The sequence below is a fragment of the Streptomyces sp. NPDC005799 genome, from assembly GCF_040630525.1.
Taxonomy (GTDB): Bacteria; Actinomycetota; Actinomycetes; order Streptomycetales; family Streptomycetaceae; genus Streptomyces; species Streptomyces griseorubiginosus_B.
This window is the reverse complement of the sequence record NZ_JBEXXQ010000072.1, coordinates 1-23647: the sequence shown is the minus strand read 5'-3', so window position 1 is coordinate 23647 and position 23647 is coordinate 1. Positions and strand designations below refer to the sequence as shown.

Here is a 23647-nt window from a genome sequence, read left to right as displayed (position 1 = left end):
TCTCGAACGTCTGGGCGCTTGACGCCAGTTGAGGAAGGATCCACTCCTCTGTCCTCCGCACCTCGTGCGCCGCGTCGGCACCGCATACGTCGCCGCGCCGATATGCCGATTCTCGGCGGGGTGCGCCCGCCGATAGCCGCGTTTGTGGCGCTTTTGCTGGCGGTCGCCGCCCTGACCGTGATCAGCCTCGACTCTGTCCGCAGCGCACGTGTCCCGCAGGCCGTGCTGGACGAGGAGGCGCAGATCGCCGCGGACACCGCCCTGGCTACGCGCACCGCGATCAATGCTGAGGCGAGCACCGTACGCAGTAGAGCCAACGCGTATCCGGCGACCAGCACGTCGACCCCCGTGACCACGCTCAAGGCCCTCACCTCCGCCCGGAAGACCGTCCTCGGCAGCGTGCTGCTCGACCGGCGGACCGGCCAACTGCTCGCGGCCAGCGGCAGGGTGGTGCCCCTGGCCGGACTCGACGACGCCAGGAAGGCATCCACGGAAGGAGCAGTTCCGCCCCGTCTGGTGACATCGGGGGGCACACGGCAACTGCTGTATTTCGCCAAAGTCGCGCTGCCCGCACCGCAGGACCCCGACCAGGACCAGGCTCCGAACGGAACGGAGCGGCAGTGGCTGCTGGTGGTGTCCGAGCCCGTACCCACCCCCACGACGTACGGTCACGGCCGCACCGCCGAAGTGCTGGACGCCAGTGGCACGGCGATCGCGCGCACGGCCCGAGGCACGGTGTCGCCCGCTGCCGCCGACAGCACTCTGCTCGCAGCGGTGACTCACGCGGCTCATGGATCGGGGCGTGACACCGATGGTTCGGGCAGCCTGCTGCGTGCCACTGCGGGCGGCCGGAGCACCGTGGCGGGCTGGGCCCAGGTCGCCTCGGTGACGGGCCCGGGCGACACCGACGGCCTGGGCCTGCTCGTCCTCACCGCCAGCCCGGCCCCGGCCCCGACCCCGGCCGCCGACTACTCGCGCTTCGCGTTCGGGGCGGCCGCGGCGCTGGTCGGAGTCGCGCTGCTGCTCGGGCTGGCCCTGCACTTCTGCGTGCAACGGCCGCTCCTGCGGCTGTATCTTTCCGCCGGGCGTCTGGCCCGCGGCGCCACCGGGGACGGGCCGACCGCGTTGTCGGAACTGTCCCGCCCGGTCCCGGTGCATGGCTTCGGAGAACTGGCCCGTATCGGGCGCGCACTGGAGTCACTGCGCCGGCAACTGCTCGGCGAGAGCGGCCCGCAGGAGTTCCCGGCCCGGCGCGGACCGGGCTACCGGGCACTGGCGGTGGTCGGCGTGCTCGTGGTTGCCTGCTGGTCGGTCCCGATGATCTTCCTGCTGAACCGCGCGGACTCCGCGACCGCGGTTCCCGCCGGGGTCCTCGCGGACCATCAGGCCCGCACCGAGATCGCCACGAACCGGATACGGCAGTCCCTCGATCATTCCTACACGGATCTGAGTGACGCCGCCGCGAGCCTTGGCCGAAGCCGGGCCGCCCAGACCGAGGTTCTGCGGCGGTCCCTCGCCGAGCACAAGCAGTACCGCTCGCTGTACATCCTGGACCGCTCGGGCAGGATCACGCTGCGGGTCGGCGAGACACCGCTGCGCACCCTCGTCCACGTGCCTTCCGGCGGCGGGATCACCAACGTCAACACCTCCGGTCGGATCCCGGTGATCGCCGCCTACGCCCAGGTCCCGGCCGGCAAGGCCAAGGCCCCCAGGACCGGAGTCGTCCTGTTCGGCGAAATCGACGTGAAGGCGCTCAACTCCCTTCTGCCCAGGCCGAAGCTGGGCAGCGTCTGGGTGACGGACCGCGACGACAAGGTGCTGGCGGCGAGCGTGGGCTACCAAGCCTTCCAGTCATTGCCCGCCTCCGAACTGACCCGTCTGGCGCGCGCCACCCAGGGCGCTCCGGGTACGCCGGGCAGCGCGACCTCGGCGGTGCGTCTCACCTCCTCCGGTCCGTCGCTCGATGCGGCCGCGCCGCTGGCGCAGAGCGGTCCGACCGCTCGTCTGGGCTGGCACGTGGTCGCCGAGGAGCCGGCGGCCGCCCTCCAGATCCCTGCGGTGCAGGCCCAGCAGCACACCATGCTCGCCGGGATCCTCGGCCTCACTATGGGCGCGGCGTGTCTGGGCTGGCTCCATGTCGTGGTGATCCGACCGCTGCGCACGGTCGCCGTGCTCGTCGAGCGGCTCGCCGGCGGAGACCGCCGTACCGTGCTGCACCCGGTCAACCACGACGAGATCGGCTCGGTCACCCGCAGCCTGGAACTGATCCGCCAGACCCTGGCCGAGCGCGACCGGGCTGCCAGATCGGGCCACACCGCTTGGCCCTCCCGGCCCCTGCGTGCGACCACTCTCCAACGGTAGAAGGACGGAATAGGCGTGCTCTTCCTCTATGTCGTCGTTCTGCTGTGCTGTGCCGGGCTGTGGCTCGCCGGAATCCTCGAGCAGCGGCGGCACTTCGCCTCGCTGGAGCAGATTCCGACGCGAGTACTGGTCAACGGCATCCGCGGCAAGAGTTCGATCACCCGGCTGTGTGCGGGCGCCCTGCGCGGCGGCGGCCTGGTCACGGTGGCCAAGACCACCGGCACCGCGGCCCGGTTCATCCATCCGGATGCCACCGAGGAGCCGGTGTACCGCAAGTTCGGCATCTCCAACATCGTCGAGCAGATCGGCATCGTGCGGCGGGCGGCGACCTACCGGCCGGACGCGCTGGTGATCGAGTGCATGGCGGTGATGCCGGCGCTGCAGGAGACCAATCAGGAGAAGCTGATCCGCTCCACGATCGGTGTGCTCTGCAACGTCCGCGAGGACCATCTGGAGGAGATGGGGCCGACGTTGGACGACGTCGCCCGCTCGCTCTCGCGCTCGATGCCGGTGGGCGGGGTGTGCGTGACGGCGGAGAAAGACCGGCTGCACATCCTCCAGGAGGAGGCCGACAAGCGGAACTGCCGGCTGATCGCGGTCGACCCCGAGACGGTGACCGACGCCGAACTGCGCGGCTTCAGCTGGTTCACCTTCAAGGAGAACGTGGCGATCGCACTCGCCGTCGCCGAACTGCTGGGCGTGGAGCGGCAGACCGCGATGCAGGGCATGTGGGACGCGCCGCCCGACCCGGGCGTGCTGTCCGTGGAGCGCTACGTCACCCCCGAAGGCAAGCGGCTGCGGTTCGCCAACGTGTTCGCGGCGAACGACCCCGAGTCGACGCTGATGAACGTGCAGCAGCTCGAGGACCTGGGCGCGATCAGACGGCCTCTCAGCGTGGTCATCAACTGCCGGCCGGACCGGGTCGAGCGCAACGGACAGATGGGCACGATCATCCCGGATCTCGGCGCCGAGACGGTGTTCCTCATCGGCCACCCGACCAAGAGCGCCCGTGACGCGATTCCGGCAGGCTTCACCGGGCGGGTGGTGGATCTCGGCGGCGACCGCCGAGACCCCGAGGAACTGACCGCGGCTGTCCTCGCCGAACTCGCCCCGGTCTCCTCACTGGTGGCGATCGGCAACATCCACGGCCAGGGCGAGCTGGTCCTGGAATGCCTCGCCGAGCTGCCGCTGGACGATTCGGAGGACATGTTCGACGCCGTTCCCGACGGCGACGGCCTGGACCAGGAGACCATGCAGATCGCCCTGCCCCGGCCACGGATCTCCGTGGCAAGGCCGCCCGAGCCGGAGCCGTACAGCTGGGTCGCGCCGCTGGACTCGCCGACGCAGACCATCCGTATCCCGGAACAACGCGATCCCGCCCGCCGTCCCGCCGCCCGCCAGGGCCAGCCTGTCGAGCAGACGCACAAGGACGACCCGTACTCCTCGCACGCCCCGTACCACCCGGACGAGCTGCACCACTCCTACGATCCGCCCCAGTCCACGAGGAACCCGTGATCCCCGCCAACCTCAACGCACAGACCGCCGCACTCGGGATCGCCCTCGGGCTGGTCTTCTCGCTCGTCTGCTATCTGACCACCAACCTCTCTCCCGGAGGGATGATCACCCCTGGCTGGATCGCCCTCACGCTCGTCACCAACGTGGAGATGGCCGGGCTCATGGTCGCCGTGGCAGCGCTCACGTACTTCATGACCAAGCTGCTGCAGCGCACGGTGATCCTCTACGGCAAACGGCTGTTCGCCGCTGTGGTGCTGTGCGCCGTGCTGATGCAGACCACCGTGATGCTCGCCCTCAGCCACGAGTTCCCACTGCTCTACACCTCACAGACCCTCGGCTTCATCGTTCCCGGCCTGGTCTCGTACCAGATGGTCCGGCAGCCGCTCGCGGCCACGGTCATCTCGACCACCGCGGTGACGCTGGCCACGTACGTGGTACTGATCTCCGGCCTGTTGATGGGCGCGCTCCCCACGGGCTGACCGGCCCACCACCCACCCACCGCACCCCTTCCAGGAGGATCGGCCATGCACTCCCAACCCGTCCGCAGACGGAGCAACCCGACCCGCCGCGCCGTGTTCCGCACCATCGCGGGCGTAGCCGTCGCCGGTGCGGCCGGCGGGTACGCCTTGAACCGCCTCGGACACGACGGCGACAACGACGGCGGCACGGTCGCCGACGGCGCGGGTTCCGGTTCCAGCTCCCGGCCCACCGGCCCCCACACCTTCGAGCGGCTGTCCGCCCCCAGCCGCACCGTGGTCCGCGCGAGCGACGGCAGCACCCTCGCCACCTTCACGGACGGCGCCCGAACGGCCGTACTCACCGGGCCGACCCGCACCTTCAGCGAGCCACGGACCACCGAGGCCACGGTGACCACGGACGCCTGGGTGCGCGTACTGCCGCACCCGTGGCAGCGGGGCATGGAGAAATCAGCGTCGTTCAAGAGCTGGTTCGCCAAGACGCTCGGCGACGACAGCCCCGACGTCTTCGCGGTGGCCTTCCAGTACAGCAGCGCCGGCGCACCCGACAAGCGCAACGCCAAGGGCGTGCGCTACGCGGGCACCGCACACTTCGGCCCACGCAATTCCACGGTCAAGAACCCGCTGGACTTCGCCTACTACGACGAGAAGTCGGATTTCTACGACTATCTGGGCATCGACTGGACCTTCCCGGACGGCACGCGCGTGCAGCCGGAGCAGGCCCGCTACGGCGATGTCGACTGCTCCGGCTTCCAGCGTCTGGTGTGGGGGTACCGCATGGGCATCCCCATGCACAACACCAACACCGCGGGTGCCGGTCTGCCGCGCCGCGCCTACGCCATCGCCGCCTACGGTCCCGGCCACACGGTGATCCCCCACACCGGCACGAAGCAGGCCACCGACCTGGACGTCCTGCAACCCGGCGATATGGTCTTCTTCGCCATCATCAAGGACAAGCCGGACTTCATCGACCACGTAGGCATGTACATGGGCCTCGACGACCAGGGCCGGCACCGCTTCTACTCCAGCCGCTCCGCCGCCAACGGCCCAACCCTGGGCGACCTGTCCGGCCACGCGCTGCTGGACGGCACCGACTTCTACGCCCGCGGCTTCCGGGCGGCCCGCCGCCTGTGATCCCGTCGGCCGTGACTGCACCGCTGGTGCACCGCCGCTCCACCTGACCTGCCGATCCGAGGACCACCGCCATGACCGCCATCCCCGCCGTCCAGCCCACCGGCTCGCACCGGGGCCGCCGTGCGGCGAACCGCCGTTCCGGCCTGCCCGAAGGCACCCCCCGCTGGGAGCGTCCCGCGCTCGCCGCGGTGCTGGCCGCCGCCGCGGTGCTGTACTCCTGGGGCATCGGACACGCCGCGCTCCACCCCTTCTACGGTGCGGCAATACGCTCGATGGCCGACGGCTGGCGCGCGTTCTTCTTCGGCGGGCTCGACGCCAGCGGTTCGATCAGCATCGACAAGCTGCCCGGCGCCTTCTGGCCCGACGCCGTCTCCGTCTGGCTCTTCGGCCCGCACACCTGGGCGGCCGCGCTGCCGCAGGTCGTCGAAGGCGTGCTCACCGTATGGCTGCTGCACCGGATCGTACGGGCCTGGGCCGGTCCGTTCGCCGCGCTGATCGCCGCGCTGGTGCTCACCCTCACCCCGGTCACCGTGGCGCTCACCCGTGCCACCATCCCGGACACCGCGCTCACGCTGCTCCTGGTGGCGGCTGCCGGGGCGCTGCAGAAGGCGTTGCGCACCGAGCGACTGCTGCCGATGATCACTTGCGGGCTCTGGGTGGGGCTCGCCTTCCAGGCCAAGATGCTGCAGGCGTGGCTGGTGCTGCCGGTCTTCGCCGTCGTGTACCAACTCGCCTCTCTCGGCAGGCCCTTGCACCGGGCCGTGCGCCTCCTGGTGGGCGCCGCCGTCGCGCTGGCGGTCTCCTGCTCGTGGATGCTGATCGCCTCGGTGACACCGTTGACCAGCCGCCCCTACCTCGACGGCACGTCCGACAACAACCCGTTCGCCCTGGTCTTCGGCTACAACGGGCTGAGCCGCTTCACCAGCGATCCCACCGCGTTCGGCGCCGTCGCGGGCACTGCCGCCAGCCGGACCACCGGCAACACCGGCTGGGACATGCTCTTCAACCACACGGTGGGACCGCAGATCGCCTGGTTCCTGCCGCTCGCCGTGCTCGCCGCGATCCTGGGCGTCGTCCGGCGGACCGGACGACCGCGAACCGACCCGCAACGCGCGGGATTTCTGCTGTGGGGCGGCTGGCTGGCCATGCACACCGTGGTGTTCAGCATCTCGAACGGCAACCACGCCTACTACACCGCCGTCATCGCTCCGGCACTGGCCGCGCTGGCCGGCGGCGGCCTCGCCCTCTTCCGCTCGGAGTACGAGGCGAAGCACCACCCCGACGCGCAGCACGAGGCGGCCGACCGATGGCACACGGCACTGCCGGCGGCGATCGCTCTGACCGCCGCGTGGGCGCTGGTGATCGACTGGCCCACCCGGTTCGTGTCCTGGCTGCTGCCGATCGCCGTGATGCTCGCCCTGTGCGGCGTGGTGGGACTGTGGAGCCGAGGGCCACGCACCTCCCGACGGAGGATCAACGCCGCCCTCGCCGCGGGGATCGCGGCCACTCTGGTCGTGCCGGCGGGGTGGGCCCTGTCCAGCCTCAACCCTCTCTACGCGGGCGCCACCACATCGCCGATGGCCGGCCCGGTCGGCAAGTCGTACTTCGAACATCCCCGCCACGCCCCGCGGAGGAAGGGACTGGGCCAGCCCAGCGCCCGCGACAGGGCCCTGCTCGACTACCTCACCACGCACCGCCACGGTGAGAAGTTCCTGCTCGCCACCCAGGCCGCGTACACCGCCGAGCCCCTCCTGCGCGCGAAGTCCGAGCCCATCCTCGTCATGGGTGGCTTCACCGGCAAAACCCCCTTCCCGACCGCCCAGCAACTCGGCGGCCTGGTCACCGCCCGCCAGGTGCGCTACGCGCTGCTCACCACCCAGCGCCCCAGCACTCCGGCCACCGCCTGGGTGAAGTCCCACTGCACCCACATCAGGCCTGCCGCGTATGGCCGTCGCACCGACGGCAGCTTCGCCCTCTACGACTGCACCCCGCACAAGTGAGCCGACACCGTCACATCGTCTCCGCCACCTCGCGCGGCGACGGCGCGCTCCGGGCGGGCGTACCCGGGGGGTCGGAGACCATCAGGACCGGCCCCAGAAACGGGCCCAACTGGGTGAGGAGTCAGGACGAATTCGAAACCGTCATGACCACGCTGGCCCTCCAGGCCGCGTGACAGCGCCTGTTACCCGAACCTGCATCAGACCCCAACGTTGAGTGCCTGACAGGCGTAAGTGCGCGAGCATGCGGGACTTGGTTTCGTTGTGGCACGGAAGTCCCGCCGCTGCGACGCGGTCGGCCGTATGGCGCGGGGATGGGTGACAGGCTGGCAAGTACTACGTCCTGCGCGCCGCGCCCCACGACTCCGGGGCATGAAACTCGGCGGCGGCCCCGGCGCATATCCGTCATGGTGCGGTGAACAATGCGGGGAACCCTGGCGCGAGCCAGGGCTTGCGCCCCCAGGCCAGGACCTTGCCACGAGCGATGGCACCGATGGCACTGCGCCTGCCCAACGCGAGCAAGAAGAACGTGACCGGGTCGATCAGGATCGTGCAGTCGGGACGCCGCAGGGGCTCGGCATGTACGGCCAACGCGCCGTTGGTGAACGTCACCGTCAGCCGGGAGAGGCCGCGCAACCTCAGCTCGTAACAGGCACTGTGACCGGCAGCCGCTCGTGCATCGACGACACGGTCCATCGCAGTGATCAGAAACGGCATCGCCAAAGCGACCCTGCCACGGTCGACCATGTGTGGTCGACCGAGTGCTACTGCGATGTCATAGCCGTGCCCAAGCATATGGGTCAGGAGGTAGGAGCTGAGAGTCCCCAAGTCCATGGGCCCCAGCGGCGTCACCGTGGGGGTGTCCGCCGACCGCAGCCCGGCCGCTTCTGTGAAGGCCCGCGCATGCTGTACGACGCGTCCAGCGAGGACGGATGTGTCTCGCTCGGGGTAGGAAACCAGCGAGGCGGCGTTGGCCGCCGCAAGTCCCCCTGGTGTGCCGTCGCCGTATACCTGCTCATGCCCTGCGGCAAGATCAGCCATCAACTTGTTGGCCAGGACCAGATGCGCCGCGGACTCTCCAACCGTCCACTCCGCCCCAGGAATGGGCACCGTGGCGTCCTTACACGACCGGAGCAACCCGGCTATCTCCTCGGCTACGACACAAATGGCTTCAGGCAGCCGCAATCGCGGGGCAGCCTCACGATGAGGGGCAGTCATAGATGGGAAGGGTGGACCAACCCTTCCCATCTGTCCAGATACACCGATCAACGCCTGGGAGTGCTCGAGCAGGTACACGTCGGCGCGGCGCAGGAGCCGTGGTGGCGTGGTGGGATCACCGTTCCGGGAGGAAGGCAAGCCACGGTCCGCCGCTGCGGCGGACCGGGCTCCGGAGCGTCCGGACACGCGCAACTCCAGCGAGCCCGGCAGTCGATAGTCCGTCATCCAACCCGTCTGCTCCGTCCACTTCATCACCTGGGGTGCGGATCCATCACAGCAAGCGCGTACAGGTCGGACAAGGTATCGACAAGGTCGCGACAAGGTCGGTATTCCACCATCCGTGCACGCACCGCCGAGGGGCCGGCCCGAGACGTGTTCTCCGCCGGAAGGATCACTCACGGGAAAGGACCATGAATGAACGTCACAACACGCACAGCCCGCAGGACTCTGAGCGCGACCGTCGTCGCCGCCACGGTGGCGGCTCTGGGCCTGTTGGCACCGAGTCCGGCCGAAGCCGCCGCGAGTGACTGCCCTTCCGGCAGCCTGTGCGTTTGGGACCAAATCAACTACACGGGAAACCGCTGCAGTTGGAGCAACGCCGACAGTGACTGGACCAGCGGGACCGTGAAGTGTTCATGGGCCGACGACCGCAACGTCAAGTCGGTCTACAACCACGGGACTTCTTCCTCGTACGAGGGGGTTGGCCTCTATTCCGGAACGGGCTACTCGGGGTATCTCGGCTGCATAGGACAGGGCGTGAAGGGCCCTGGCGTCAGCGGCGGCCCCGGCCTCAAGGTGCTGTCCCACAAGTGGCTCGCCAGCTGCTGAGTCCGGACGCCGGAGAGGGTGGGCACGGTACGGGCCGAGCGCCCGGTGGGGCCGAAGGGGAGCGGCCCCACCGTCACCGATGCGGATCACGAGGCCGACGCCGTGCGCGCCCTCCGGCATCGTCTGTCTGACGTGGTCTGCCAAGCCCTCCTCCGTGACGCCCAACAGTTTCGGTTGACAGCTCCTTGGCCAGAACCATTACGGAGCGCCGCCGGGGGCAACCCCTGATGAGCTGGACGCCCGGCTCCGGGCGGCCTGCCGCCGCGGCGGCCGCTTTGTGTCGGTGTCGTCGCTGGTCGGTCCTGTCGGGGATGACGTGCGCGATGCCGTTTATCCAGGTCGGCGCGGAAGCCGCAGGAGCTGCAGGTCTTGTCTGCGACGATCCGGTCGGGCATGCAGCGCGGTCGAGCTGGTGGTGCACCCGGGTGAGCGTCTGAACGTCATGGGGGCGGTGTCGGCGACCGGGGGTGTATGTGGCCTGGACGCCTGGCCACAACCGGAGTGCACAGGGCGAGCCTTCGTGTCGCCGGCGCGGTCAACTCCCGGAGAAGCAGATGGGGTTCTCGCTGCTACTTGGGACGTGGAGGCCCAGCCTTGGGCCGGCGCGGCAAGGTTTTCGCAAGGTCACTGCCTCAGCGTGGGCCTCACGCAGCACGGACGGCACCTCACGGCATACGGAGTCCCGCGTCTGTGCCTCAGCGACATTCACCGCGACGGAGGGAGCCAGCATGATCACGAAGAAGACATGGGCGGGGTGGGCGGCGTTCGCTGCCGTCGGCACGTTGGTGGCGAGTGCCCCACCCGCGTCCGCCGAACCGACCTTGCACGGATGTGTCTATCCGCGGGTCTGCTTCTACCAGACGGAAAGCCAGTACACGGCCGGCAGTCCCACGGCCGCCTACCAGGATCCGGACTACAACCAGACGCTCGGTCCCAGGAGTAAAGGGGCCGACGTGGTCTACAACTCGCGCAACGACGACACCGTCCTGCTGCGCATCGGCAGTACCAGCACCGCCTTCTGCCTGGACCCGAACAGTACGGTCCACAACGACGCGTCCGTCACGGTGACCGCCATCCGTATCCGGTCCAACCCGGCGACGTGCAGCAGCATTTTCGTGACATGGCCGTCGAGCTGACAGTGGCAAGACCTGCCGCACCGTGCGGGTCGCTCATCCGTTGCCGCCGGCACGACATCGTACCCACCAAGAGATCCAACCGGTGAAAACAGCGAAGGGGGATGCATGATGACTTACAGAAAGCAGGCTTCGGTGGCGAAGAGGCTGGCCGTCGTGGCCGTATCGGCCGCCGCGGCCCTCGTCGGCTTCTCGGCCGTCCCTGCCCAGGCGGCGTCCTACGACCTGAGCACCACCGGCGCGGCGGGCAGGGTCACCTATGTCGGCAACGGTGACTGGTCGCTCCACGCCCACGACACTCTCACCGACGGACACTGCGCTCGCTATCAGGTGAAGGACACCGACGACACCAGCTGGCGCTGGTACGGCGACATGGTCTGCACCTCGACCGATCAGTACGTGACGGGAGCCCGCACATCGTGGTCGGTCCGTATCTGCCGCACCGGGATAGGGAACTGCTCCGCCGCGGTCAAGCTGTGACCAGCACTTCTCGCCTGCGTCGGCTTGGCAGGCCGTAGGGTGCCCTGCCCTGGCTGCGACCAGGGCAGGGCACCTTGCGCGGCCCGTGCCGCCAGCAACCGGGCCTCCCAACAGGCACGATGTCGTGCCAAGCCAGACCCCGGCCGACACGCCGCGAAGGTGCCGCGAACACGGCAACCTGCACGGTTCCGAAGACTCACATGTACGGAAACCGCTTCTTAGGCATTGCCGCACTTCTTTTGCACAACGGGTTCCTAGGCTCCCGTGGCACTGTTCACCGAGCACAGGGAGTCCACCATGACACTGATCGTCGCCGCCGCATCGCCGTTTCACGGCCATGTCCAACCCGTCCTCACCGTCGCATCGGACCTGGTGCGGCGCGGGCACGAGGTCGTCGTGCTGACCGGCAGCCGGTTCGCCGATGAGGTACGGGCCGCCAGCGTGCTCCATGTGTCGTTGCCGCCGGCCGCGGACTTCGACGACCGGCAGCTTGATCTGTACTTCCCCGACCGTGCCGCCTTCCCGCCGGGCCCGGCGCAGTTGGAGTACGACCTGAAGCACGTCTTCGGTGATCCGACCCCCGCCCAGTACCGCGCGCTGCGGACCTTGCTGGCCCGTCGGTTCCCGGCATCCGTGGTCATCAGCGATCCGCAGTTCCTGGGGGCGACGGCCCTCAGCCTGTCCGCTCCGCCCGGCCACCGGCCGGTCACCATCGGCCTCGGTATCACCATGCCGACGCTGCTCAGCGAGGACGCGCCGCCCATCGGGCTCGCGGTGCCGCCCCTGGCCGGAGAGGGGGCGAAGAAGCGGCACCGGGAAATGAACGACCAGGTCAGGGAGGTTCTTTCCGGTGCCCAGCGGCACATCGAGGAGAACTTCGGAGAGAGCGGCACCGAGTTGCCCGGGTTCGTCCTCGACTGCATGGTCACCGCGCCGGACCACTATCTGCAGCTGACCATCCCGGAGTTCGAGTATCCGCGCGGCGACCTGCCGTCCTCGTTCCGGTTCGTGGGTCCCCTGCCCGCCGTGCCGCGCACGCCACGGCCGCTGCCCGAGTGGTGGGCGGAAGTGGAGGACACAAAGCGGCCGGTCGTCGTGGTCACCCAGGGGTCGTTCGACAATCGTGATCTCGGCAGGCTCGTGCGCCCGGCCCTGGATGCCCTGGCCGACGAGGACGTCCTGGTGGTGGCCGCGACGGGGCGCGCGGACGGCCCGGCGATGATCGAGGCCGCGGGAGCGGTACCGGCGAACGCGCGCATCGGCGGGTACGTCCCCTTCGACGCGCTCCTTCCGCACGCGTCCGTGCTGGTCACCAACGGCGGGTACGGCGGTGTGCACGAGGCCCTGCGGCAGGGGGTACCGCTCGTCGTGGGCGGCGACGGAGAGGACAAGCCCGAGGTGGCGGCCCGCGTCCAGTGGAGCGGGGCCGGGGTCGATCTGCGGACCGGGGATCCCTCGCCGAAGGAGGTCCGCGCCGCCGTGCTGAGCGTGCTTGCCGAGCCCGGGTACCGCGAGCGTGCGCAGGCACTGCGGGCCGGGTTCGAACACCATGACGCGCTGGAGGCCATCGCGGAGGTGGTCGCCACAGCCTCGTAGCCGCTTTCCGCGGCCGGGCCTGCCGTCATCGCCCTCGCAGCGGATTCCCGTGGCCCGGCCCTCCGTCACCGCCCTCGCAGCCGCCCCGGCGGCTGCTGTCCTACCGTCACCGTCCTCGTGCCACGTCCGGAATGTCTGACCTCGTGAGAGCGGTCCAGCCGCTGCCTAGCATGGGGATCAGGGAGGGCGGGGCAATGACATCGGTGCCACTGCGGTTCGCGGTTCTGGGGGAGGTACGGGTATGGCGGGAGGAGACCGAGGTGGAATTGGGGCCGCCGCTGCGCCGCACCCTCCTCGCCCTGCTGCCGGCCCGAACAGGCTCCCCGGTGCCGTTGCCGGACATCGTCGACGCCCTGTGGGGGGACCGGCTTCCCGCTCACGCGACCACCATGGCGCACCGCCATGTGGGGCAGTTGCGGCGGCTGTCGGAGCCGGGGCTGCCGCAGCGGGCCGAGGGCCGTTGGCTGTTGCGCGGCAGTGGCGGCTACCGGCTGCTGGCTCCGCCCGACTCAGTCGACCTGCTGCTGTTGCGCCGGCTCGTGGCGCAGGCCAGGGCGCACGGCGATGTGCGGCAGGCCGTCGCGGCGTACGCCGACGCGCTCGCCCTGCGCCGCGGCCGGGCCGCCGGATGCCCCGCCCAGGCACCCCCGCATCCGGTCTTCACAGAGCTGGATCGTGAGTACGACGCCCGTGGTGCGTTCGGTCGCCGACCGGCTCGCGGACGAGGTGGATGTCGATCCAGGCCCCGAGCTCAACGCCGCGCGGCTGCTGGCGGCCGGGAAACCGGGGCCCGAGGGCTCTTCGGAAAGCGCACCGGCCCAGCCGGAGGCCGTTCACTCGGGCGCACCGCCCCGGCATTGCGTCCCACCGGCCCAACTGCCGACCGCTCTGGCGGTCTTCGTCGGCCGGGACCCGCAACGCAACCGCCTGCGGTTCCGGGAGACCGGCGACCTGTTCAACGAGGCCCGCGTACTGGACCGGCTCGGCGACGACCATCATTCGGCCGGTGATCCCACCAAGGTTCTGTGCGTTTGGCAGAGCGCGCGGGCCGTGCTCCACGCATTCGATCCCGTCGGGGCGGGTGAGGTACAGCTCAAGATCGACCGGCATGAGGAAGGCAGGGCCGCGGTCACAAGCCAGGCACACTTCGTCCACTGCTCTCTGCCTACGCTCCCGCCACCCACCAACACCCTTTCACCGGGAGCGAATTAAGTGACCTACACAATGATCAACGGCAACCGGCTGTTCCACACCGACGAGGGACCGGCCCAAAGCCGCCGTGGCGAGACACTGCTGCTGGTGCATGGCGGAACCTGCGACTCGCACGACTGGTCGGCGCAGATCGGGGCGTTCTCGGCGCGGCACCGGGTGATTGCCCCGGATCTGCGCGGTCATGGCCGGTCATCAGGACTGACGGGCGGAATGCGCCCCCGCGACTTCGCCGCGGACCTCGCGGAGCTGCTTCAGGGCATCGACGCCCCTCCGGTGGTCGTCGTAGGACACTCGATGGGTGCCGTGGTCGCTTCCGTCCTGGCGGTCGAGTACCCGTCCCTGGTGCGGGCCGTCGTGGCGGTCGAGCCCGGCTACGGCTTCGAGGCGCAGTTCGCGCCGCAGCTCGCCGCCGCCTTCAGCGTCCCGGACCCGGTCGGCAGCGCGGTGGCGGTCCTGGGCGGGCTGGAGAACCCCGCCGCGGACGGCCCCGACGCGGACGCGCTGCGGGTCTGGCACCGTCGGCGGATCCTCGGCATGGACCCGATGACCGTACGGGACGTCTTCCACGGCCTCTTCGACGAGGCGGCCGCCGCGCTCACCGTCCGGCCGGGCGTGGAGAGTTACCTCTCGCGGCGCGCCTGCCCGGTGCTGTCCTTGTCGGCGGCCGCATCCCTCAAGGCCAAGGGGATCGACGGGGACGGGGAGGAGGCTTTGAGTCGGCACCCCTACAGCGCGTCGGCGGTCCTCGAAGGGGTCGGGCACTGGCTGTTCCAGGAGCGTCCGGCCGAGTTCAACTCGCTGGTCATGGGCTGGCTCGACGGGCTGCCGGCCACCTGACCGCACGCGGGCACGCGCACGGGGACACATCACGGGGACATCGGGGACGACGACGGTGACGATGCGGTTTGAGGTCTTGGGACCGGTACGGGTCTGGCGCGACGGTGACGAGGTGGCGCTCGGCGCGGCCCAGCAACGCCTGCTACTGGCCCAGTTGATGGCCCACGCGGGAGGGCCCGTGGCCATGGACGAGTTGCAGGACGCCCTGTGGGGCGAGTCGCCGCCCAGCTCGCCCGCCAACGCGGTCTACCGGCACATCGGTGTGCTGCGCCGGCTGCTGGAGCCCGGTCTGCCGGTCCGCTCGCCGGGCCGGTGGCTGGTACGGGACGCGGGCGGGTACCGGCTGCACGCAACGCCCGAGACACTCGACCTGCTGCGCTTCAGGGAGCTGGTGCGGCAGGCGCGGCAACGCGGTGTCCGGGGCACGCAGGCTGCCCTACCGGTGCTGCTGGAAGCGCTGAACCTGCGCACCGGGCCGGTCGCCACCGGTGTCCCCGTGGAGGCGCGCTCCCACCCCGCGTTCACCGCCCTGGAGCGTGAGCACCTGGCGGTGGTGAAGGAGGCCGCGAGCGCGGCACTGACCACGGGCCAGGCCGGGCAGTTGCTCGCCGTGCTGCACCGCGCCGCGGCCGAGCACCCGCTCGACGAACCACTGCAGGCCCTGCTCGTGCGCGCGCTCGCGGCCGGCGGACAACGGGCGGCGGCGCTCGCGATGTGGCAGCGCGTAAGAGCCCGACTCACCACCGAACTGGGCGCCGAGCCCGGCTCCGCACTGCGGGCAGCGCAACAGGAGGTGCTGCGTGAGGACGTCGGCAGGAATCCGTCCGAGCCGGACCACGGCGTTCACAGCGCGCCGGTCCGGCTGACCGTGGTTGCCGATCCTCCGGCCACCGTCACCTCTCCTCCGGAAACCACCCCTCCGGCTGCCCCATTCGTCCGCCCCGCCCAACTACCCGCCGACCTTGCCGCGTTCGCGGGCCGACGGTCCGAACTCGCACACGTGGCGCAGCTGTCGGCGAAGGACGCGGCGGGAGCCCGGATCGCCGTGATCAGCGGGATGGGCGGGATCGGCAAGACCACGCTGGCCGTGCGGTGGGCGCACCGCGCCGCCCACCGCTTCTCCGACGGGCAGCTGTACATCAATCTGCGCGGCTTCGATCCGGGCGGGGTCCCGGCGGATCCGGCGCAGGTGCTGCGCGGGTTCCTGGAGGCCCTCGGCGTGCCGCCGCAGCGCATACCCGCCGGGGCGGACGTCCAGGCGGGCCTCTACCGCAGCCTGCTGGCCCGGCGCCGGGTGCTGATCCTGCTCGACAACGCGCTGGACGCCGAACAGGTGCGGCCCCTGCTGCCGGGCAGCCCCGGCTGCCTCGTGATCGTCACCAGCCGCGACCGGCTCCTCGGTCTGGTCACGGCCGAGGCCGCACGCCCCCTGGCACTGGACCGGCTGTCGACCGCCGAGGCCCGCGAGACACTGACCCGCCGCCTCGGCGCCGACCGCGTCCTGACCGACCCGGAGGCCGTCGACGAGATCGTCACCCGGTGCGGGGGGCTGCCGTTGGCCCTGGCCGTCGTCGCCACCCGGGCCGCCACCCACCCGCACTTCCCGCTGGCCGCGGTCGCGCACGAACTACGCGCGACCCGCGGCAGCCTGGACGCCTTCACCGACGCGGACCCGGCCGGGGACGTACGGGCGGTGCTCTCCTGGTCCTACCGTGCGCTCAGCCCCGGCGCGGCACGCCTGCTGCGGCTGCTGTCCCTGCATCCGGGCCCGGATCTCTCCTTGCCGGCCGCGGCGGCCGTCACGGGCGACGAGCAGGCGGCCGTCCGCTCGCTGCTGGCCGAGCTCACCCGTGCCCACCTGCTCACCGAGCACCTACCCGGCCGGTACGCCTGCCACGATCTGCTGCGTACCTACGCAGCCGAGCGCGTGGCCAAGGACGAGAGCGCGGGCGAGCGGGAAGCCCCGTACGCCGTCTCCTGGACCACTATCTGCACACCGCGCACGCCGCAGGCCGTGTCTACTCGCCCTTCTGGAGACTCCCCCCGCTGCCCGCCGCCGCCCCCGGGGCCAACCCCGACTCCTTCGCCGACGACGCGCTGGCACTCCGCTGGTACACCGCCGAGGCACGGGTACTTGCCGCCGTCGCCGAACGGGCGGACGCCCGCGGCGCCCACGCACATGTCTGGGGCCTGGCCTGGGCGCTGGAGCGGTTCATGGACCGGCAGGGCCACTGGCACGACGGGGCCGCGCTCCAGCGTCTCGGCCTGAACGCGGCCATCCGCGACGGCCACCGCACGGCCGAAGCCCATCTGCAGCGCGGCCTGGCACGCGCCTCGGCCCGCCTGGAACGGTACGACGACGCCCGGACCCACATCCGCCACTCCCTCGACCTGTTCGCCGAGTTCGGCGACCGGCTCGGCCTCGCCCACGCCCATCGCAGTCACGGCTGGCTTCTGGACCGCCTCGGCGATCATGACGGAGCGCTCGACGCGGCGGGCCGCGCCCTCGCCCTCTACCGGGCCCTCGGCGACCGTGCCGCGAAGACCAGTGCCCTGCACGCGCTGGGCTGGAGCCATCTCCTGCGGGGCGAACACCACACGGCCGCCGCCTACTTCGAGGAGGCCCTCGACGGCCTGGTCGGCCTCCCCACCGGTACCCGGTACGCCGAGGCCGGCGCCTGGGACAGTCTCGGCGTCGCCCGCCACCACCTCGGCGAGCACCGGCAGGCCATCGCCGCGTACCAGTGCGCGCTACGGCTCTACCGGGAGGTCGGCGACCTGTTCAGCGAGGCGGGGACGCTGCGTCACCTCGGCGACACCTACCTTGCCGTCGGCGACCCCGGCGCGGCCCGCACGGTCTGGGAGCGCGCGGTGCGGCTCCTGATGCGCACCGACCCGACGGCGGCCGAGGAGACCCGTACGCGCCTGCTGGCCCTCGGGGACGCGGTGCCCGCGCCACGGATCGCCGTCGTCTCCCCGCCCCCCGAGGACCTGCCCCGGACTACCCGGGGCAGGACATGAGTGACTCACTCCTCGCGACCCCAGGCGCCGCAGCCGCAGTGGACGGGCCCCGGAACTGGCTGCCCTGTTCCCCCTGGTCCCCCACGGTCTTCGCCAACAGGTCCGCCAGGGTGTCGTCGACGGCGAGGTCCACGAACCCGGCCGCACTACCGCGGCCGGCAGGCGGCCGGGCCGAGGGACGTCAGGTGGCGTTGATCCACCTGACGACGTCACACGGACGTGTTCTTGCGCAGCGCGTCCAGGCTCTTGCGTACCGGTGCGTACGAAAGGTCGAAAGTGGCCCAGGCTCCTTTGCCCGGACGGTACTTGAGCGCCGCCAACAGCAAGTGCTCGGTGCCGAGCCGGCTGTCGCCGATCTCCGCCATCTGCGTGGCCGCGCCCTCCAGCAGGCCCGCGTGTTCCTGACTCGGGCGGATGTCCTCCGCCGACACACGCGACACCGGCGGAATCATCTGTCGGCTGCGGTTGACGGCGAATTCATGGAAAGCCGCCAGATCCACTCCGTTCGCGATCAGCAGGGCCGAGAACGTGGAATCTTCCTGCGCGCTGAGAACGGTGAGCAGATGAATGGTGAATAATTCGGGACTGCGCTGCGCGGCGGCGAGTTCGCTCGCCGACCGCACGGCAGCCGCCATGCGGTCGGTGTACTGGACCTGCATGAGTGATTCCCCTCTTACGGATGAACTCGATCCGATTTCATTTGTCCGAGTTGGCCCGCCGACTTCCGGGACTTGCCTGAAGTCACCTCACACAATTGTGACTTGACGGAACAACGGCCAGTGATGGCAGTCTACACAGCATGACAACCCAAGAGGACAACACCGCAATAACTGTACTCATCGGCCGGTTTTTCCGGACGCTCAATGAGCGACGCTTCGAGGGTGATTGGGGCAAGGAATTCTTCACCGACGACGTGATCGCGGAAAGCCCGCACGGGGCCGCCCGCGGCGCGGCGGCCGTACGCCAGTCGCAGCAGGCCGTGGAGGACTGGGCAGCCATCCAGTACATGAACACGGACATCCTCATCGAGGCCGACGCGGCCGGTCCCGACAGTGCCACCGCTTCCTGGAACTCTTTGATGACCCACATCCACCACGAGTCCACGCTGGAGAAGCTGGGCCAGGGCCTCGACCCGCTGTTCACCGTAGGCGGCGTCTGGGACGTCGACCTGCGCCGCACGGCCGACGGCTGGCGCTTCTCCCGCACCTCCGTCCGCCCGATCTGGATGTCCGGGACGGCGCCGCAGCTCCCGGCTGCGGCCGAGTGACCCGAGCGGGGCCGGCGTTCTCCACGAGGAAGGGCCGGCCCCGCGCTGACCGGCCCATCACCGGGACGCCCGGATGCGCCGAAGCCCCGGGCCGAGGGCACCGAGCCCGGCGGCCAGCGAGATCAGTCCGCCGAGGACCAGGGCCGCGCGAGCACCGTGGTGCGCGGCGAGCCAACCGGTCAGGAGCGCGCCGAGGGGTGTCGATCCCTGGAGCACAAGGGTGTAGAGCGCCAGGATGCGGCCGCGGTAGCCGGGATCCGAGCCCAGTTGGACGCGGTGGTTGACGGCCTGCGTGAAGAAGATGGCGGTCAGGCCCGTGACCGCCAGCAGGACCAGCGCGGTGCCCGGCCCCGGAGCGAGCCCCGTCAGTGCCTCGGCCGTGCCGAAGGCGACGGCCGCACCCGCCACCACCGTCGCCGAGGGCCGTCCCACACGTCCCGAGCCGATCAGCGCGCCGATGAGCGATCCCGCGGCGATCGCCGAAGTGAACAGCCCGAACGACCCGGCGTCCGCGTGGAAGACGGTCCTGGCGAGCAGCGGCAGGGTCAGCTGGAAGTTCAGACCGAAGACAGCCACGACCGCGACCGTGAGCAGGGGCAGCAGCAGGTCGGGGCGTGAGGCGACATACCGCAGCGTGTCGACGGACCGACCGTCGCCGGCCGTGCCCGGGCGCCGCAGCAGTTCCTCGGGGCGCATCATCAGCAGCGCCGTCACCGTGGCCAGATAGCTGGCCGAGTTGAGCAGCGACACCGGTCCCGCACCGAACCAGGTGATCGCGAGACCGCCCAGTGCCGGCCCGAAGACGCGCGCCAGATTGAAGTAAGCGGCACTCAGGGCCGAGGCATTGGGCAGGAGGTCGCCGCCCACCATCTCGTGCACGAAGGACATCCGGGCCGGTGTCTCGATCGCGCTGACGACACCCAGGCAGAGGGCAAGGGCGCAGACGTGCCACACGCGAACGGCTCCGGTGAACACCAGGGGCGCCAAGGCCAGCGACAGCGCGGCCGCGGCGAGGTTGGCCACGAGGAGGATCAGACGCTTGTCGCCACGGTCGGCGAGCCGCCCCCCGTAAAGGGACAGGAACAGCATGGGCGCGAACTGGAGGGCGGTGACCACGCCGAGGACGGTGGCGGAGTCGTCGGTCAGGGACAGCACCAGCCAGTCCTGATTGACGACCATCATCCAGGTGCCGATGACCGAGACGAGCTGGCCCGTGAAGAACAGCCTGAAGTTGCGTACGGACAGGGAGCGGCCGATCCCTCTGAGCCGAGGCAGGGGGCCGGCAACCGGTGCGCGTCGCCGAGTCACCTCCTGGTTCATCCGCCGCCCTGTTCGCGGTGGGCGAGCAGTTCCTCCAGGAAGGCCAGGACGCGCAGATGATAGGAGCGTGCCGCCCAGCCGAGGCTGATGTTGTGCCCCGCGTCCGGCTGACGGTGCACCGTGACCGTGGCCGCCCGGAGATGGCCGACCATCTCCTCCAGGGCGTCGGTGTCGTGCCGCCACCAGTTCTCGAACTCGGCGAACGTGAACCTGACGGGCACCCGGACCCGGGCCGCGACGCCGGGGAAGATCTGCGACCACTGGCGCAGTTCCCGCAGCTCCGCCGGCGGCATGGGCGCCACGAGAGGACGGCTGTAGCGGAAGCTGTTGGGTGGATACAGCCGCAGGGGCCCCCAGTGCCACTTCCAGGACTCGCGGGCGAGATCGCCGGGCGGCTCCCGGAAGTCGACGGCGTAGCGGTGCCCGCAGCCCGAGATGTCGAGGCCGATGATCCGGCCGCGCCGGTCGTCGGCTGCGGCCGTCAACGCGACCTTGCCACCGAAGGAGTGCGCGACCAGCAGGAAGCCCTCGCCCACCGGAAAGCGCCGCGCGTAGTCGTCGAGCGCCGCGTGCAGGGCGGCCGACTGCTCGGCGAGGCTCTGCCCGTGCGGAATCTCATCGGCCGAACGTCCGTAACCGGGCCGGTCAAGGCTCAGCACCGAGAAGCCGAGGCTTGCCCCGAGCCTCAGCAGCGACACGCTGGGATGGGCCTGTCCGTCGAAGTAGCCGGCCGTCATTCCCCCGCCGTGCACAGCGACCACGACCGCCCTGGGCGCGGGGCCGGTCGGCTCGATGTGCAGTCCGGACAGGGTGATGCCTCCCGCGTCCAGCGTGATGTCGGTGACACCCGTCGTCCTGGCCGCGGACGTCGGCTCCGGGGCCGGAGTCTGCTGCCTTCTCACGGTCGTCTCCCTCTTCTCCCTCAGCTCCTGCGTGGTCATCGGTTCCGTCCTTCGCGTGTGTCCGGGTCGTGCACGGCCAGGCGTTGCAGGAGCGCACCCGGGGCTGGTACGGCGAGCAGCGCCGGATCTGCGACGCGCAGGCCGAGTGCCCCCACAGCCTCTCGTCGTGGCGCGACGGACGGCCGGGCATCGACGCCGGGATCACCTCCCCGGTGACCGCCTCCAGCCGGAAGAGGGTCGCCGACCCGCGGCACGAGCGGCGTGACGGCGCCCGCCTGACCCGCGCGCAGCGGGAGCCGTCGCGCCGCTCCACGCCGGCGTACGAGTGCGCCTGGTACGGGCGCGACATCGTCGTGGTCGACCGCTTCGCGCCCAGCTCGAGGCGGTGCGGAACCTACGGTCGGATCGCGGTGAAGCTGCCGCTCGACGTCCGTGGGGGGACGTGTGAGTGCGGCACGGTGCATGACCGTGACGTGATCGCGGCATGCAACGTCCGGGCCGCCGGGCCGGCGGCGTCTGCCTGTGGAGACGGTGTAAGACCTCAACGGGAGTCCTCCCGGACCGGGCGGTCCTCGGTGACGCAGGAAACCCAGCGGGCGACCGCTGGAAGCCCCCGCCCTTCGGGCGGGAGAGGAAGTCAAGCCGCGTACGGGCGTCGTCCGCGCGCCTGCCGGAGCGCGGCGGCCCACCACACCAGCTGGCCGAACATGGTCTTCACCGCCGCGTCGAGGCCCGGGGCGTCCCGTGGGTTGCCGTCCTCGTCGAACTGACCGCGCGGGTCGGCGAAGCTGACACCGTCCCGCAGGGTCGCGACGTGGAGTTCGGCGAAGATCTGCCGCAGTTGCTCGACCGCCCGCAGCCCGCGGGACCGGCCGCCGTACGAGACGAAGGAGACCGGCTTGCCGCGCCACTGCGTGGGGTGCCAGTCGATGACGCTCTTCAGGACGGCAGGGCAGCCGTGGTTGTACTCGGCCGTGACGACCACATAGGCGTCGGCCGCCTCGATCCGCGTCGCCACCTCCTCCAGCCGCTGCCGGACCGTGGCGGCGCGGGCCGGGGAGACCACCGGCGGCAGATCGGCCTCGACGGCATCGATCACGTCGACGCTGAACGCGCCGAACTGCTCCGCCTGCCGTGTCAGCCATCGGGCGACGACGGGGCCCGAACCGCTCTCCGGCGGACTGCTGGTGATCACTGCGAGACGTAGGGACTGTTCCGGCATGACTGTCCTCCCCTGGTATCGGGAATCGGTCCATTTCGGGTTCTTCCAAGGGCAGTTGCGCGGCCCGACGGGCAATCCACGTGATCTTCGGACTGCCCGGGCAGGGATGCGTGGCGGTCCGACGGCCACGGTGACGGAACGCGATCGTTCACCGTGGCCGTGCCCTCGCTGCCGGCCCGGTCGCGCATCAGCAGGAGCAGCCCGAGGGCCGCCGCAGCGGCTGCCGTCGCCACCAGCGCGAGCCCGACCGCACCGTGATGGAAGCCGTCGTCGAGGACGGCCACCCCGATCAGGGACGCGACGAGCGGGTTGACCAGCGTCGTGGTCACGAGGGGCACCGTGAGCCCGGCACGCCGGTACGCGGCCTGGGAGGCGGCCAGTCCGGCCACGGCGAGCACCGCCGTGAGGCACGCCCCTACCGACTCGGGGCCGACTGCGAGCTCCCCCCAGCCGGCCACGACCACTTTGACGTGTACGGAGGACACGCCGAACGCCACGCCGGCAGCCGCCGCGAGCACCGCGCCACGCACCTCCGCCCGTCGCACCACGGCCGCGGCAACAGCCAGCAGCGCCACGCCGCCGAGGCCCAGCCCGGCCATCACCGACTGGTCCGCGGCGGACAGAAGGACCCGCGGACCGGCGTCGACCAAACCGGTCAGCACCGCCAGACCCGCGGTGACGAGCCCGACCCCGGTCCACGCCGCACGCCCCGCCCGGCCACCGTGCCCCAGCGCCTCCAGCGGAAGGGCGAAGACCAGGGTGAGCGCACCGAGCGGCTGTACGAGGCTGAGTGGACCCCAGCGCAGCGCGAGCACATGGAGCAGGCCGCCTCCACTGTTCAGGGAGAGCGCGGCCCACCACAGCCCGGAGTGGAGTGTTCCGCGCACGGGCGCCTGCTGTGCCGCACCGGCGACCCGCTCCTGGAGCAACGCCCCCACGGCATAGCAGAACGCCGACACCAGGCACAGCAGCACGGACAGCCCCATGGCACTCATCGCCTGTTCAGTCCTTGATCTCGCAGATGGCGGCGCCGGAGCTGATGGACGCGCCGATCTCCGCGGACAGGCCCTTGATGGTGCCGGAGCGGTGGGCGTTGAGGGGCTGTTCCATCTTCATCGCCTCCAGGAC

The 23647-nt window shown here is 70.7% G+C and carries 22 protein-coding genes and 1 pseudogene; 15 read left to right on the top strand and 8 right to left on the bottom strand.

The genetic code is table 11. The annotated features are described in order from the left end of the window. Window positions 1-144: 144 nt before the first annotated feature. The 5 genes from ABZ453_RS44450 to ABZ453_RS44430 all read left to right on the top strand — a co-directional run bounded on the left by ABZ453_RS44450 (window position 145) and on the right by ABZ453_RS44430 (window position 7486). The gene (locus ABZ453_RS44450) at window positions 145-2361 is read left to right on the top strand and encodes a HAMP domain-containing protein (protein ID WP_359024725.1); all 2217 of its coding nucleotides are present in this window, start codon (window positions 145-147) and stop codon (window positions 2359-2361) included. A 15-nt stretch (window positions 2362-2376) separates the two neighbouring features. Beyond that, entirely contained in the window at window positions 2377-3876 is a 1500-nt protein-coding gene (pgsB, locus tag ABZ453_RS44445; RefSeq protein ID WP_359024723.1) for a poly-gamma-glutamate synthase PgsB, read from the top strand. Continuing rightward, window positions 3873-4355, top strand: a complete 483-nt coding sequence (locus ABZ453_RS44440; protein ID WP_133047809.1) for a poly-gamma-glutamate biosynthesis protein PgsC/CapC — start codon at window positions 3873-3875, stop codon at window positions 4353-4355. Before pgsB ends, ABZ453_RS44440 begins: the two co-directional genes overlap by 4 nt. Before the next feature lie 45 nt (window positions 4356-4400). Continuing rightward, window positions 4401-5486 carry an NlpC/P60 family protein gene (locus ABZ453_RS44435; RefSeq protein ID WP_359024721.1) on the top strand — a complete coding sequence of 362 codons (1086 nt, stop codon included), beginning with the start codon at window positions 4401-4403 and terminating at the stop codon, window positions 5484-5486. 71 nt (window positions 5487-5557) lie between these two features. Next, on the top strand, window positions 5558-7486 hold the full coding sequence (locus ABZ453_RS44430) for a glycosyltransferase family 39 protein (RefSeq protein ID WP_359024719.1): 1929 nt from the start codon (window positions 5558-5560) through the stop codon (window positions 7484-7486). A 402-nt stretch (window positions 7487-7888) separates the two neighbouring features. On the opposite strand, the gene ABZ453_RS44425 is transcribed toward ABZ453_RS44430, so the two are convergent. Beyond that, on the bottom strand, window positions 7889-8701 hold the full coding sequence (locus tag ABZ453_RS44425; protein ID WP_359024717.1) for a maleylpyruvate isomerase family mycothiol-dependent enzyme: 813 nt from the start codon (window positions 8699-8701) through the stop codon (window positions 7889-7891). 414 nt (window positions 8702-9115) lie between these two features. On the opposite strand from ABZ453_RS44425, the gene ABZ453_RS44420 reads away from it, so the two are divergent. The 4 genes from ABZ453_RS44420 to ABZ453_RS44405 all read left to right on the top strand — a co-directional run bounded on the left by ABZ453_RS44420 (window position 9116) and on the right by ABZ453_RS44405 (window position 12738). Continuing rightward, the gene (locus tag ABZ453_RS44420; RefSeq protein WP_359024715.1) at window positions 9116-9529 is read left to right on the top strand and encodes a peptidase inhibitor family I36 protein; all 414 of its coding nucleotides are present in this window, start codon (window positions 9116-9118) and stop codon (window positions 9527-9529) included. A 728-nt stretch (window positions 9530-10257) separates the two neighbouring features. After that, window positions 10258-10665, top strand: a complete 408-nt coding sequence (locus ABZ453_RS44415) for a hypothetical protein (protein WP_359024713.1) — start codon at window positions 10258-10260, stop codon at window positions 10663-10665. Window positions 10666-10770: 105 nt separating this feature from the next. Next, window positions 10771-11142 (top strand): hypothetical protein, encoded by a 372-nt coding sequence (locus tag ABZ453_RS44410; protein ID WP_359024711.1) that lies wholly within the window; start codon window positions 10771-10773, stop codon window positions 11140-11142. Window positions 11143-11439: 297 nt separating this feature from the next. Next, window positions 11440-12738, top strand: a complete 1299-nt coding sequence (locus tag ABZ453_RS44405; protein WP_359024709.1) for a glycosyltransferase — start codon at window positions 11440-11442, stop codon at window positions 12736-12738. 509 nt (window positions 12739-13247) lie between these two features. Here ABZ453_RS44405 and ABZ453_RS44400 read toward each other — a convergent pair. Next, entirely contained in the window at window positions 13248-13391 is a 144-nt protein-coding gene (locus ABZ453_RS44400) for a hypothetical protein (protein WP_359024707.1), read from the bottom strand. A gap of 40 nt (window positions 13392-13431) precedes the next feature. Here ABZ453_RS44400 and ABZ453_RS44395 point away from each other — a divergent pair, with 40 nt between their 5' ends. The 4 genes from ABZ453_RS44395 to ABZ453_RS44380 all read left to right on the top strand — a co-directional run bounded on the left by ABZ453_RS44395 (window position 13432) and on the right by ABZ453_RS44380 (window position 17808). Beyond that, window positions 13432-13950, top strand: a complete 519-nt coding sequence (locus ABZ453_RS44395) for a hypothetical protein (RefSeq protein WP_359024705.1) — start codon at window positions 13432-13434, stop codon at window positions 13948-13950. Continuing rightward, window positions 13951-14787 (top strand): alpha/beta hydrolase, encoded by an 837-nt coding sequence (locus ABZ453_RS44390; RefSeq protein WP_359024703.1) that lies wholly within the window; start codon window positions 13951-13953, stop codon window positions 14785-14787. Between the two features lie 61 nt (window positions 14788-14848). After that, entirely contained in the window at window positions 14849-17056 is a 2208-nt protein-coding gene (locus ABZ453_RS44385) for a BTAD domain-containing putative transcriptional regulator (protein ID WP_359024701.1), read from the top strand. After that, window positions 17002-17808: a tetratricopeptide repeat protein gene (locus ABZ453_RS44380; RefSeq protein WP_359024699.1), complete on the top strand. Its 807-nt coding sequence runs from the start codon at window positions 17002-17004 to the stop codon at window positions 17806-17808. The genes ABZ453_RS44385 and ABZ453_RS44380 overlap by 55 nt, the downstream gene beginning before the upstream one ends. Window positions 17809-18017: 209 nt before the next feature. Here the strand turns inward: ABZ453_RS44380 and ABZ453_RS44375 are convergent, their stop codons facing one another. Then, a complete protein-coding gene (locus tag ABZ453_RS44375; protein ID WP_359024697.1) occupies window positions 18018-18467 on the bottom strand; it encodes a Clp protease N-terminal domain-containing protein in 450 nt (149 codons plus the stop codon). Window positions 18468-18607: 140 nt separating this feature from the next. Between ABZ453_RS44375 and ABZ453_RS44370 the strand changes: the two genes are divergently transcribed. After that, window positions 18608-19075 carry a nuclear transport factor 2 family protein gene (locus tag ABZ453_RS44370; protein ID WP_359024695.1) on the top strand — a complete coding sequence of 156 codons (468 nt, stop codon included), beginning with the start codon at window positions 18608-18610 and terminating at the stop codon, window positions 19073-19075. A 57-nt stretch (window positions 19076-19132) separates the two neighbouring features. Here ABZ453_RS44370 and ABZ453_RS44365 read toward each other — a convergent pair whose 3' ends face one another. Both ABZ453_RS44365 and ABZ453_RS44360 read right to left on the bottom strand, forming a co-directional pair. Then, window positions 19133-20395, bottom strand: a complete 1263-nt coding sequence (locus ABZ453_RS44365; RefSeq protein ID WP_359024693.1) for an MFS transporter — start codon at window positions 20393-20395, stop codon at window positions 19133-19135. After that, entirely contained in the window at window positions 20392-21336 is a 945-nt protein-coding gene (locus ABZ453_RS44360; RefSeq protein ID WP_359024691.1) for an alpha/beta hydrolase, read from the bottom strand. Before ABZ453_RS44360 ends, ABZ453_RS44365 begins: the two co-directional genes overlap by 4 nt. A gap of 8 nt (window positions 21337-21344) precedes the next feature. On the opposite strand from ABZ453_RS44360, the pseudogene ABZ453_RS44355 reads away from it, so the two are divergent. Continuing rightward, window positions 21345-21914, top strand: a pseudogene (locus tag ABZ453_RS44355) (zinc ribbon domain-containing protein); the annotation flags it as partial. Between the two features lie 20 nt (window positions 21915-21934). On the opposite strand, the gene ABZ453_RS44350 reads toward ABZ453_RS44355, so the two are convergent. The 3 genes from ABZ453_RS44350 to ABZ453_RS44340 form a co-directional block, all read right to left on the bottom strand. Beyond that, window positions 21935-22519: an NAD(P)H-dependent oxidoreductase gene (locus ABZ453_RS44350; protein ID WP_359024689.1), complete on the bottom strand. Its 585-nt coding sequence runs from the start codon at window positions 22517-22519 to the stop codon at window positions 21935-21937. Beyond that, window positions 22489-23514 (bottom strand): DMT family transporter, encoded by a 1026-nt coding sequence (locus ABZ453_RS44345; RefSeq protein ID WP_359024687.1) that lies wholly within the window; start codon window positions 23512-23514, stop codon window positions 22489-22491. Before ABZ453_RS44345 ends, ABZ453_RS44350 begins: the two co-directional genes overlap by 31 nt. A gap of 7 nt (window positions 23515-23521) precedes the next feature. Beyond that, the coding region (locus ABZ453_RS44340; RefSeq protein ID WP_359024758.1) for an acetyl-CoA carboxylase biotin carboxyl carrier protein subunit at window positions 23522-23647 on the bottom strand (126 nt) is incomplete at its 5' end.